Origin of the sequence: Aromatoleum buckelii, assembly GCF_012910785.2 — a bacterium.
Classification (GTDB): Bacteria; Pseudomonadota; Gammaproteobacteria; order Burkholderiales; family Rhodocyclaceae; genus Aromatoleum; species Aromatoleum buckelii.
The window spans coordinates 259801-271547 of sequence record NZ_WTVH02000008.1; the positions used below are offsets into that span (position 1 = coordinate 259801).

An 11747-nucleotide genomic window follows, 5' to 3' on the forward strand; every position below is an offset into this window, starting at 1 on the left:
CGGCGCTTCCCGCCCCCCATCGTATCCTGGGCACGAAGATTGACAGCAGTGCCGATCGAGCTTCGCGCGCTCGGGCCCGGAATTTCGCTTGTAGAATCACGGTCCTACCGCAAACATGAGCCGGGGCGCCGAACCGGCCCTGCCGGGAACCGATTTCAAGCGAGGATCAGTGATGTACAACGCCTTTGTCGCGGCGGCGTTCGGCCTCGCGATGATGTTTCTTGCCGGCTGCAGTGAAGCGCCATCGCCGCTGCCGCTGAGCGTCGGCGTCAATCCGTGGATCGGCAACGATCCGTTCGTGTTCGCGTACGAGCGCCGCTATATCGACCGCAGCCGCATCAAAGTCATCGAACTCGCGTCGAGTTCGCAGGCGTTGCGCACGCTCGACAACGGCCTGCTCGACGCCGCGACACTGACGCTCGACGAGACACTGCGGCTCGCGGACGAAGGGGCGGCGATCCGCATCGTCGCGGTGCTCGGCATCTCGCACGGTGGCGACGCGGTCGTCGCGCGCGCACCGATCACCAAACCGGCGCAGCTCAAGGGCAAGCGCATCGGCATCGAGGACAGTGCAGCGGGGAGGCTGGTGCTCGCGCGGATGATCGAGGGAAGCCCGCTTCGATCGGATGACGTGCTGCTGCTGCGGCTCGAAGCTTCGCAGCAGGAAGACGCGCTGCGCGACGGTTGGGTCGATGCGGTGATCACCTACGAACCGATGAAATCGCGCCTGCAGGGCGACGGCTACCAAGTGATATTCGACAGCAGCACGATGTCCGGAGAGCTCATCGATGTGCTCGTCGTGCGTGCCGACGTGCTGGAGCGTCGTCTCGACGACGTCGTGAACCTGATCGCAGGCTGGCAACGAGGCGTCACGGCACTGCACACGACGCCCGACGCCTTCGCCGACCTCCTTGCACCGAGCACGAGCCTCACCCCGGCGCAATACCGGGCGGCGCTCGACGGGCTGACGTTCGTGCCGCTGCGGCAGAGCGTGGAACTTCTTGACGGCCAGCCGGCCCCGTTCGTCGCCCGTCACACCGGACTCGCAGAACTGCTGGTCGATCTCGAAATGATCGACGGGCTGCCGGACTGGCAAACGCTGATCGACAGCACTGCGGCGCGCGCGGCTGCGAAAAAAACGGAAAGCGGTTCATGGTCTGGCCCGCGCTGACGGTCCTGCCCGGCCGCATCCTCGCACCGCTGCTACTGGCGGGGTTTGCGCTGCTCGGCGCGGCGCTGAATTACATGATCCAGGTGCAGGAGTTCCGCCAAGAGGTCGCCACCGACCAGCGGCGGCGGCTCATCGAGGTCCTGAACTTCGAACAGAACCGGATCGAGTTCCAAACCGGACTGGCAAGCCGCTTTCGGATCAGCCGTATCGTCGCCAGCATGGGGCTTCGCTCCGGGCTCACGCACGCGTTGCTGGTGGATGCCAACGGCCAGGTCGTCGGCGCCATGTTGCGCGCGCGGCTCTACCGTCCTCTCACCGATGCGATCGCCTCCGACGCCCCGGCTATTCGCGCCGGCCTGCTGGCGATCGCGTCTAACCAGGGGAAAGGGATCGAGATCGTCCAGCCGCGCGGCGATTTCGCGCTGGTGGGCCGGGTGGCGATCCATCCCGACATGACGCTGATCGTGCGCAACGATCTCGGCATTCCGCTCGCGCTCCGCACCGCCGCTGGGCACCAGGAGCTCTGGCGGGAAACCACACTGATCCTGCTCTTCACTGCGGCTCTCGCGATATTGCTGCACGTGCTGTGGTTCAGCCGCACCGCCCGGCTGACCGAAGCAGTGGCTGCGATCGGGGAAGGGCGATTCGATACCCGCAGCGGCCTGACCGGGCGCGATGAGCTGGGGAAGATCGGCCGCGCGCTCGACCGCATGGCCGACGATCTGCGCACACGCCAGGCGAACCTCGAGCAACTGTCCGCGCTGATCGACCATTCGCCGGTCGTCGCGATCGAGTGGCGCAACGTAGCCGGCCTGCCCGTCACGTATGTCAGCGACAGCGTCAGGCAATGGGGTTACACGCCGGAGGAACTGTTGTCCGGCGCAGTCCGCTATCGCGACCTTATCCACCCCGAAGACCGTCCGCGCCTGCGGGCCGCCTTGGCGAGCCATCTGGCCGGAGGGCCGGACGATTATCGCGGCGAGCATCGCGTGCGCCACGTGAGCGGCCAGTGGATCTGGCTCGACGGCCGCACTTGGCTGAGCCGCAATGCGAGCGGCAGGGTCACGCACATCCGCAGCGTGCTGCTCGACGTCACGTCGCTGAAGAAAACCGAGGAGGCGCTGTTGCGCCTCAATGCGACGCTCGAAGCGCGCGTCGACGAGCGCACCGCGCAGCTGGAAGCAGCCAACCGCGAGCTCGAATCGTTTTCGTACGCCATCTCGCACGATCTCAAGGCCCCGCTGCGCGGCATCGACGGCTACAGCCAGATCCTGCTCGAAGACTACCGCGACCGACTCGACGACGAAGGGCGACAGTTCCTTGCCAACATCCGCCGCGGTGTCGCGCAGATGCACGAACTGATCGAGGATCTGCTCGCCTATGCGCACATCGAGCGCTCGGCGCCGCAACCCGAGCCGGTGTCGCTGCAGCAGCTCGTCGACGAGGTTCTCGACAGTTACGCCCACGAAATCTCCGAGGTCGGCGCAAAAATCGACGTCGACGTGCGCACGCCGGAACTCTCGGTCGACCGCAACGGCCTCGCGCTGGCCCTGCGCAATCTGGTCGGCAATGCATTGAAGTTCAGCCGCGACGCGGCTCCCCCCCGCATCGCGATCAGCAGCCGCGAGGAAGCGGGCGCGGTGCGGCTGCAGGTTCGCGACAACGGCATCGGTTTCGACATGAAATATCACGACCGCATATTCGGTATCTTCCAGCGGCTGCACCGCGCCGACGACTACCCCGGCACCGGCGTCGGCTTGGCGCTGGTGCGCAAGGCGATAGAACGCATGGGCGGGACCGTGCGGGCCGAAAGCGAGCCCGGCAAAGGCGCCACCTTCCTCGTGGAGTTTCCCTTATGACCACTGAAGCCGTTTCCGGCCCGATCCTCCTCGTCGAGGACAACACCGTCGACCTCGATCTGGCGCTGCGCGCTTTCGCACGCCGCGACCGGACCAGCAGCCCGATCGCGATCGAGGTCGCACGCGATGGCGAAGAGGCGCTCGCTTTCCTGCCGCGCTGGGAAAGCGGTCATCCGACGCCCGCGGTGATCCTGCTCGACAACAAGCTGCCGCGCGTCAGCGGCCTCGACGTGCTGCGAAAGCTCAAGACGCACGAGCGCTTCCGGCGCATTCCGGTGGTGATGCTGTCTTCATCGACCGAAGACGAGGACGTCAGGACGGCCTACGATGTCGGCGTGAATTCCTACATCGTCAAACCGATCGACTTCGGCAAATTCATCGAAGTGGCCGAACAGATCGAAGTGTACTGGTGCGCCTTGAACCACAGCCAGAGATGAAGACGATGCGTGTCCTCTACATCGAGGACTCCGAAGCGGATGCCGATCTGGCGCGGCGCAGGCTCGCGCAGCGGGCTCCCGAGATCGCGCTGGAAGTGGTCACGACGCTGCAGCGCGGGCTGTCCCGCCTCGCCGCGCAGCCGCCGCCGTTCGACGTCGTGCTGTCGGATCTCCATCTGCCCGACGGCACCGGCCTCGACCTGCTTGCGCACGTGCGCATGAATCATCTGCCGGTCGCGGTGGTCGTCCTGACCGGCGCCGGCAACCACGAGGCCGCGATGGCGGCACTGAAAGCCGGCGCGGATGCGTACCAGGTCAAGCGCGACGACTACCTCGACCAACTGCCCGCCACGCTGCGCGGCGCCTTGGCGCGATTTCGCGACCCGGCCGGGCGGCGCACCCGCCCGCTGCGGGTGCTGTATGGCGAAGCGGACGAACTCGAAGCGTTGCGCACCCAACGCCACCTCGCGCACTACGCGCCGCACATCCAACTGACCATCGCGGCAAGCGCCGCCGAAGTGCTGGCCCGCCTGCCGGCCACTCCCGACGCGGCGCCGGACTTCGACGTGCTGCTGTTCGATCATGCCAGTGGCAGTTTCGACGGCGCGGAGCTCGCGCGCGTCGTGCGGCACGAGCGCCGCCTCGCGCTGCCGCTCGTGCTGGTTTCTGCCCACGGCGGCGAAGACCTCGTCGCGCGGACGATGGAATTGGGCGTCGATGATTTCATCGCGAAATACCCCGGCTACCTGCACGCGCTGCCGGCAACGCTGGAAAAAGTGCGCGAGCGCGCCGAACTGATCCACGAACGGGCCGAGCTGCGGGCGACGACGGCTCATCTCGCGCACCTGCTGTCGGCGAGCCCGACCGTTCTCTACACGCTTCAGATCCGCGACGACGGCAAGCCGCAGGCGAGCTGGGTCAGCGACAACATCGTGTCGATCCTTGGCGTCAGCTCCGCCGATGCGCTTTCACCGGGCTGGTGGCTCGCGCACGTGCATCCGGACGACCGCGCCGCGTGGATCGCGACACAAACGGAGCTGCTGCGCGAAGGGCACCGCAGCCACGAATACCGCCTGCTCGGCGGCAAGGAGCAGGTGACGTGGATCCGCGACGACGCACGCGTGCTGCGTGACGACAGCGGTGCGGCAGTCGAAGTGGTCGGCACCTGGACCGAGATCACGGCGCAGAAGCAGACCGAGCTGCTGCAGGCCGCGCGCAGCGCCGTGCTGAACCGGCTCATCGGCGACGATCCGCTGCCGGTGATCCTCGACGATGTCGCACGGCGGCTCGAAAGCCTCGCACCGGAAATGCGCGTCTCGATCCTGCTCCTCGACGAATCGGGCACCCGCCTCGTCCATGCTGCCGCGCCGAACCTCCCCGCCTTTTACGTCGACGCCATCGAAAACCTCGAAGTGGCGGAAGGCCAGGGGTCCTGCGGCACCGCAATGGCGCGCGGCGAACCGGTGTTCACCGAAGACGTGTTCGCCGACGCGGACTGGGACGCTTATCGCGACCTCGCACGCAGGGCGAATTTTCGTGCCTGCTGGTCATTCCCGTTCCGCGACGACAACGGCAAGCTGCTCGGCACTTTCGCTGTCTATTTTTACCGCCCGCGCCCGATCGACCCGGCGATGATCGAACTGATCGGGGAATTCTCGGGCCTGACGTCGCTCGCGGTGCAGAAATTCCGCGCCGCAGCGGCATTGCGGCAGACGGCAGCGGTCATCGAGAGCACGCGTGACGGCGTCATGGTCACCGACCTGTCGCAGCGCATCGTCAGCGTCAATCGGGCGTGGTGCGAAATCACCGGCTTCTCCGAAGAGGAGGCGCTCGGGAAAACTCCGGGCATGCTCAAATCCGGCCTGCAGGACGACGCGTTCTACCGCCAGCTGTGGGAATCCGTGGCGCACACCGGCCACTGGCAGGGCGAGATCTGGAACCGCCGCAAGAACGGCGAGCTTTATCCGCAGTGGCTGAGCGTCAGCACCGTCTACGACGAGGATCACAATCCGGTGCGCTACGTCGGCGTGATGACCGACATCAGCCAGTTGAAGCAGTCCCAGGCCCAGCTCGAGCGCCTCGCGCATTACGACCCGCTGACCGACTTGCCGAACCGCCTGCTGGTGCAGTCACGCCTCGAACACGCGATCGAGCAGGCGGCCCGCCAGCAGCTCGGCCTCGGCGTGCTGTTCGTCGACCTCGACCGCTTCAAGAACATCAACGACAGCCTCGGCCACGCCAGCGGAGACGAGCTGCTGGTCGCGATCTCGTGGCGCCTGCGCACGCGCCTGCGCCCGGAGGACACGCTGGCGCGCTGGGGCGGTGACGAGTTCCTCGTCATCATCGACAACCTCAGGAAACCCGACGAATCGGCCAGCGTCGCGCAGAACCTGATCGACCTGCTGCGCGAACCGTTCTCGCTGCCCGACGGCGAAGTCGTGTATGTCGGCGCGAGCGTCGGCATCAGCCTCTATCCGCAGGACGGCACGAGCGCCGCTGAGCTGATCCAGCACGCCGACGCCGCGCTGAACCAGGCCAAGGCGCAGGGACGCAACACTTTCCGCTTTTTCACCGAAGCGCTGAGCGAGGCGGCGCAACGGCACGTGGACCTCGAGCGCCGCCTGCGCGTCGCGCTCGAACAGCAGGCGTTCGTCGTCCATTACCAGCCGCAAATCGACATCACCACTGGCCGCGTGACGGGGTGCGAAGCCCTGGTGCGCTGGCAGGCCACGGACGAAGGCCCGGTGTCGCCGAACCGCTTCATTCCTTTCGCCGAGGAAAGCGGCCTGATCGTGCCGCTGGGCGAGTGGGTGCTCGAGACCGCGTGCCGACAGGCGCGCGAGTGGCGCGACGCCGGTCTCGGGCCGCTCAGGGTGGGGGTGAACCTGTCGGCGCGCCAACTGTGGCAGGCGGAGCTGCCGGACCGCATCGCGGCGATCCTCCAGCGCACCGGGCTGCCGCCCGAATGTCTCGAGCTCGAGCTCACCGAGAGCATGATCATGGGCCACGAAGCCCAGGCCGAGCAGCGCCTCGGCCTACTCAAGTCGATGGGGATAGCGCTGGCGATCGACGATTTCGGCACCGGCTACTCGTCGCTCGCGTACCTGAAGAACTTCCCGATCGAAATGCTGAAAATCGATCAGGGCTTCGTCCGCCACATTCCCGACGATCGCAAAGACATGGAGATCACGGCCGGCATCATCGCGCTCGCGCGCAAGCTCAAGATCAAAGTGCTCGCCGAAGGGGTCGAAACCGACGCGCAGCTCGCGTTCCTCACCGAGCAGGGCTGCGACGCGTACCAGGGCTACCTGTTCAGCCGCCCGCTGCCGGCCGAGGATTTCGCGCAGCTGCTCGTCCAGCAGGCCCGCTAGCTGCGCCGCCGCTCACGCCGCCGGGCGCAGCTCGACGACGCCGGTCGCAGGAGCGTTCAGCTCGCCGCCCAAGGCGTCGATGAGCGCCGGCAGCAATCGGCCCAATTCTCCTGTCATCAGCGCGAAACCGCCGTCGAACAGCGCGCGCGCGTCGTCCGCGCCTTGCTCGTCGAGTTTTTCCCGGACGACATCGAGAAAATCGATGCGCTTGATCTCGAGCTTCTCGCTCAGCACGAAGCTGACGCGATCGTCGAACGTCAGCGCGAGGCGCGTCGGCAGCTTGCCGGCCGCGAGGTGGGCGCGCACCTCGTCGCCTTCGAGCGGGTGACGCACGTAGCGCACCGCCGCCTTGTCCTCGCTGACCGAGCGCAGCTCGCAATCCTGGTCGATTGTGAACCCGGCCGGCGCTTCGCCGCCGGCGAGCCAGTCGGCCATCGCGCCGCTCGGCGAACGCTCGGTGCGCAGCAAACCGAGCGGAAGGGCATCGAGAGACTGGCGCAATGCCTCCAGAACGTCCTCCGCGCGGGCTTGGCTCGGCGCATCGATGCCGAGCCACCCCCCGATAGGGTCGATCCACGCGAAGACCTTGCGGCGTCGCGTGAAGGCCCGCGGCAGCAGTTCCTGCATCACCTGTTCGCGCAGGTCCTTCATCTGCTTGCGGCCGAGCTTGTAGCCCTGGCGCGCGGCGATGTCCTCGGCGCGCTCTTCGGCTTCCTGCTTGACCACCGACGATGGCAGCAGCTTCTGCTCGAGGCCGAGCGCGATCAGCCACTGCCCGCCGACGCGGTGCAGCAGGAACTCGTCCCCGGTCGGCGACACCCAGCCGCGGGTTTCCTGGTCCTGGCTACCGCACGGCACGAAGCGCTTGCGCCCGAGCTGGTCCTCGAGCGTCTCGGCGCTGATGTCCCAGCCGGCGGGAAGACGATAAACCTGCAGGTTCTTGAACCACATGAATATTTTTTCCGGATTTTCGATGATCGGGCGGCCACGCCGGCGCACGCGCGGCGCTGCGACGCATGACGAAAGATTACTGGATGCGCCCCGACTCGGCGATCATGCGGATCACGCGCACCGTGTCGAGATCCGACTGATGGTAGGCGGCCTTGACGTATTCGGCATAGGCCCGGTCGGGACTTCCCGACTCTTCGGGCAAGGTCGTCAGGTAACGGAAACGCAGCACGAGGACGCCTTCGGCCGGTTCCTCGATCGTGATCGTCAGGCTGCCTCCGGGGTGGCTTGCAGTGCGCTCGGACTCGAAGCGGACCGATTCCATCGGCATCAGCGTGACCCGGTCGCGAATCAGCGCGCTGCCGAACTGCAACTCCCTGACGAGCTCGTTCGCGCTGCGCTCGACGATCGTGCACGCCTCGAGCCCGGGCAAGAACGGCCGCGCATCCTCGGCCCGGCACAGCAGCCCGAACCACACTTCTTCGCGATTGAGCTCGGTGAGCAGCGGGTCGGCGGGGTCATTCACCACCACCAGATGTTCAAAGTTCACACTCCACTCCCGTACCGCGGGGGCAACAGTCTAACGCGCTTCGGTTAGCATCCGCCGATGCATATCGAACGAATTCTCCACTCCCAGGGCTTCGGCAGCCGCAAGATTTGCCGCGCCCTGATCCGCGCCGGCCGCGTGACGATTTCCGGGCAGGTCCAGGACAATCCTTTTGCCGACCTGCCGACCGAAGATCTGGTCTTCACGGTCGATCGCGAGACCTGGCGGTTTCGCGACGAGGCCTACGTGATGCTGCACAAGCCCTCCGGTTACGAGTGCTCGCGCCAGCCGCAGTTCCATGCGCCGGTGTTCGCGCTATTGCCGGAACCGCTGGTGAACCGTGGTGTCCAGCCTATCGGCAGGCTGGACCAGGACACCACCGGCCTGCTGCTGCTGTCCGATGACGGACAGTTCATCCACGTCTGGAGCTCCGGCCGGAAACGCGTGCCGAAAATCTACGAAGTCGTCGTGCGCCACCCCGTCAGCGAAACCATGACCTCGGCGCTGCTCGCCGGCGTGCAGCTTCACGACGATCCCGCGCCGGTCGCAGCGGCGGCTTGCGAACGAACGGGGGAACGGAGTCTAAAGCTGACGATCACCGAAGGCAAGTACCACCAGGTCAAGCGCATGGTCGCTGCCGCCGGCAATCGCGTCGAGTCGCTGCATCGCAGCGGCATCGGCGGCCTGAGGCTGCCCGACGACCTCGCCCCCGGCCAGTGGCGCTGGCTGGACGACGGCGATCTCGCCCGGTTGGCCGATTTCGATACGACAACAGACTGAAAAACCCGCACCCGGAAACGTTCGGCGACCTGCCCGCCAAATCCTTTTCCGGTTCGCTGAAGACGCTTTGTACAGCAGAGTCCGGGCGCCGTCCAGCGCCGCTCGAAGCGGTTTTGCGAAGGTTCGGAGAGGCTGCGGGTTTTCCTTCGCCGCGTTTCGCGGGTTCGTGTTTTTGTTCTTCTGTTTTTTAAAATTAATTAAAGATAAAGAAGTATACAGTGCCCGCTTTTCTGTGGATAAGTCGATTTTCTCCAGCAGTCCCATGCGATTCGGCGCGGGACAAAGCCGTAGATAAACCTGCTGTTCACCTGTGTGCGGATTGTGGTCGAATTTCGGCCTTTCGCCGTTGAAGCCCTTTTTCCACAATGCATTCACGCTTGTTCCCTGTGCTTGTCCACCAAAATGAACGCTTGCGCTGACGAACGCCTTTTCGACTGGGACATCTTCTGCCGGGTTGTGGATAACTTCGGGGATATCGGTGTCTGCTGGCGCCTGGCCAAAGGGCTTGCGGGCGATCACGGGCTCGCAGTCCGCCTGTGGATCGATGACCTGGAAGCGTTCTCGCGGCTGTGTCCGGAAATTTCGACGGTCGACGGGCAAAGTTTTGCCGCCGGCGTCGAAATTCGTTGCTGGAAGCGCGACTTTCCGTCCGTCGCGCCGGCCGCCGCGGTCATCGAGGCGTTCGGCTGCGAGCTGCCGGAAAGTTATCTGGCGGCGATGGCGGCGCGCCCGTCGCCGCCGCCATGGGTCAATCTCGAATACCTGTCGGCGGAAAGCTGGGTCGACGATTGCCACCGCATGGCCTCACCGCACCCCCGCCTGCCACTGTTGAAGCATTTCTTCTTTCCGGGTTTTTCGCCGCGCACCGCAGGGCTGTTGCGCGAACGCGGCCTGATCGATGCGCGCGACCGTTTCCGCGCGCAGCCGGCGCTGCGCGACGCGCTGCTACGCGCGCTGGGGGTCGCGACGCCGCCACCGGGAACACGCCTGATCTCGCTGTTCGCCTACGCACACCCCGCACTCGCAGCGCTGCTCGCGCGCTGGGCGAATGGCGACGAGCCGGTGCTGCTGCTCGTGCCCGAAGGACCCGTCGTCGAGGATGTGATGCGTTTTTTTGGCGATGATGGAGCGGTAGCGGGTGCGTGCCGCCGGGGCGGCGCGCTGACGGCGGCCGTCCTGCCTTTCGTCGACCAGGAGCGCTACGACCGCCTGCTGTGGGCGTGCGACGTCAATTTCGTCCGCGGCGAAGACTCGTTCGTGCGCGCGCAGTGGGCCGCCCAGCCGTTCGCGTGGCACATTTACCGGCAGGAGCAGGACGCCCACCGGATCAAGCTCGAGGCTTTTCTCGACCGCTACACGGCGACGATGGAACGCAGCGCGGCAGCGGCGGTCAGGCAGTTCTGGCTGGCCTGGAACGGATGGGGCGACATCGGCTCGGCGTGGTGCCCGTTCGAGGCCGCGTTGCCCGCGATCAGCGCCCATAACCGGTCGTGGGCGCAGGCGCTCGCGAGCGCGCCGGATCTGACTTCGTCGCTGGTGCAATTTTCGCGGAACGCAGTAAAATGACCGGTTTTTAAATATTTGCGGGGCCGCCCCCGTTCGACAGGAAACAGCATGAAAACCGCACAGGAACTTCGCTCCGGCAACGTCATCATGGTGGGCGCCGACCCGCTCGTGGTGCAGAAGGCCGAATACAACAAGTCCGGCCGCAACTCCGCGGTCGTGAAGATGAAACTCAAGAACCTCCTGACCGGCGCGCCTTCGGAGTCGGTGTACAAGGCCGACGACAAGTTCGAAGTCGTCCAGCTCGACAAGAAGGAAGTCACGTACTCGTACTTCGCCGATCCGATGTACGTGTTCATGGACGCCGACTACGAACAGTACGAAGTCGAAGCCGAGAACATGACTGACGCGCTGAAGTACCTCGAAGACGGCCTGCAGTGCGAAGTCGTGTTCTACAACGGCAAGGCGATTTCGGTCGACCTGCCGAATTCGGTCGTCCGCGAAGTGATCTACACCGAACCCGCCGTCAAGGGCGACACGTCGGGCAAGGTCATGAAGCCGGCGAAGATCGCCAGCGGCTTCGAATTGCCGGTGCCGGCGTTCGTCGAAATCGGCGACAAGATCGAAATCGACACCCGCACCGACGAGTACAAGAACCGCGTGAAGTAAGCCGGTTTCGCGGAACCCGCTCGCACAGCGGGTCCCGCGGCGCCTGCGCGATCACATCTGGCGGGGCATCGGGTATTTGCGGCTGAACGCGGCGTAGATCCTGCGCAGCGTTTTTTCCTGTCCGAGCAGACCGCGCCGGGCCGCCTGCTCGATCAATTCGCGGTGCATCTGATGCAGCTGCCAGATGCCGTTCGGGTCGGCGAGCAGCTGGCTGCCGCGTTGGGCGGCGAGCATTGCAGGGAGGCGATCGTGCCGGGCGATGACATCGATGGTGTCGCTGTCGAGGTCGATGAAATCCATGCAGTCGAACAGGCTCAACATCTCGGTCTCCTTTGGTGAGACGGACGCATCTTTTTGGTGATCCCGCGCACCAGAATGATGCCGCCCGCTTCGGCCGCCTGCGATTCCTGCGCCGTGTGGCGGCGGATCGCAAGTCTCAAGTGTTTGAACAGGCTATGAGTC

General features: G+C 65.6%; 10 protein-coding genes. 7 read left to right on the forward strand and 3 right to left on the reverse strand.

Annotation, left to right across the window (positions count from 1 at the left end):
* Positions 1–172 precede the first annotated feature (172 nt).
* The 4 genes from GO608_RS03130 to GO608_RS03145 are packed head-to-tail and all read left to right on the forward strand — an operon-like array spanning position 173 to position 6838.
* Positions 173–1171 carry an ABC transporter substrate-binding protein gene (locus GO608_RS03130; RefSeq protein WP_169197817.1) on the forward strand — a complete coding sequence of 333 codons (999 nt, stop codon included), beginning with the start codon at positions 173–175 and terminating at the stop codon, positions 1169–1171.
* Complete coding sequence (locus GO608_RS03135) at positions 1153–3030, forward strand: ATP-binding protein (protein ID WP_169197818.1); 1878 nt, start codon at positions 1153–1155, stop codon at positions 3028–3030. The genes GO608_RS03130 and GO608_RS03135 overlap by 19 nt, the downstream gene beginning before the upstream one ends.
* The gene (locus GO608_RS03140) at positions 3027–3467 is read left to right on the forward strand and encodes a response regulator (RefSeq protein WP_169197819.1); all 441 of its coding nucleotides are present in this window, start codon (positions 3027–3029) and stop codon (positions 3465–3467) included. Before GO608_RS03135 ends, GO608_RS03140 begins: the two co-directional genes overlap by 4 nt.
* Complete coding sequence (locus GO608_RS03145) at positions 3464–6838, forward strand: EAL domain-containing protein (RefSeq protein WP_169197820.1); 3375 nt, start codon at positions 3464–3466, stop codon at positions 6836–6838. The genes GO608_RS03140 and GO608_RS03145 overlap by 4 nt, the downstream gene beginning before the upstream one ends.
* Before the next feature lie 12 nt (positions 6839–6850).
* On the opposite strand, the gene GO608_RS03150 is transcribed toward GO608_RS03145, so the two are convergent.
* Both GO608_RS03150 and GO608_RS03155 read right to left on the reverse strand, forming a co-directional pair.
* On the reverse strand, positions 6851–7789 hold the full coding sequence (locus GO608_RS03150; protein ID WP_169197821.1) for a recombination-associated protein RdgC: 939 nt from the start codon (positions 7787–7789) through the stop codon (positions 6851–6853).
* A 76-nt stretch (positions 7790–7865) separates the two neighbouring features.
* Positions 7866–8336, reverse strand: a complete 471-nt coding sequence (locus tag GO608_RS03155) for an SRPBCC family protein (protein WP_169197822.1) — start codon at positions 8334–8336, stop codon at positions 7866–7868.
* Between the two features lie 57 nt (positions 8337–8393).
* On the opposite strand from GO608_RS03155, the gene GO608_RS03160 reads away from it, so the two are divergent.
* The 3 genes from GO608_RS03160 (at position 8394) to efp (ending at position 11285) form a co-directional block, all read left to right on the forward strand.
* Complete coding sequence (locus tag GO608_RS03160) at positions 8394–9113, forward strand: 16S rRNA pseudouridine(516) synthase (RefSeq protein ID WP_169197823.1); 720 nt, start codon at positions 8394–8396, stop codon at positions 9111–9113.
* A gap of 402 nt (positions 9114–9515) precedes the next feature.
* Positions 9516–10679: an elongation factor P maturation arginine rhamnosyltransferase EarP gene (gene earP, locus GO608_RS03165; protein WP_169197824.1), complete on the forward strand. Its 1164-nt coding sequence runs from the start codon at positions 9516–9518 to the stop codon at positions 10677–10679.
* Positions 10680–10727: 48 nt separating this feature from the next.
* Complete coding sequence (gene efp, locus GO608_RS03170) at positions 10728–11285, forward strand: elongation factor P (RefSeq protein ID WP_053420616.1); 558 nt, start codon at positions 10728–10730, stop codon at positions 11283–11285.
* Positions 11286–11336: 51 nt separating this feature from the next.
* Here the strand turns inward: efp and GO608_RS03175 are convergent, their stop codons facing one another.
* Positions 11337–11606 (reverse strand): hypothetical protein, encoded by a 270-nt coding sequence (locus GO608_RS03175; protein ID WP_168953448.1) that lies wholly within the window; start codon positions 11604–11606, stop codon positions 11337–11339.
* Positions 11607–11747 lie beyond the last annotated feature (141 nt).

Coding starts and splice junctions, on each gene's coding strand:
- GO608_RS03130 (WP_169197817.1), top strand. CDS start 173: ATGTACAACGCCTTTGTCGCGGCGGCGTTCGGCCTCGCGATGATGTTT.
- GO608_RS03135 (WP_169197818.1), top strand. CDS start 1,153: ATGGTCTGGCCCGCGCTGACGGTCCTGCCCGGCCGCATCCTCGCACCG.
- GO608_RS03140 (WP_169197819.1), top strand. CDS start 3,027: ATGACCACTGAAGCCGTTTCCGGCCCGATCCTCCTCGTCGAGGACAAC.
- GO608_RS03145 (WP_169197820.1), top strand. CDS start 3,464: ATGAAGACGATGCGTGTCCTCTACATCGAGGACTCCGAAGCGGATGCC.
- GO608_RS03150 (WP_169197821.1), bottom strand. CDS start 7,789: ATGTGGTTCAAGAACCTGCAGGTTTATCGTCTTCCCGCCGGCTGGGAC.
- GO608_RS03160 (WP_169197823.1), top strand. CDS start 8,394: ATGCATATCGAACGAATTCTCCACTCCCAGGGCTTCGGCAGCCGCAAG.
- earP (WP_169197824.1), top strand. CDS start 9,516: ATGAACGCTTGCGCTGACGAACGCCTTTTCGACTGGGACATCTTCTGC.
- efp (WP_053420616.1), top strand. CDS start 10,728: ATGAAAACCGCACAGGAACTTCGCTCCGGCAACGTCATCATGGTGGGC.
- GO608_RS03175 (WP_168953448.1), bottom strand. CDS start 11,606: ATGTTGAGCCTGTTCGACTGCATGGATTTCATCGACCTCGACAGCGAC.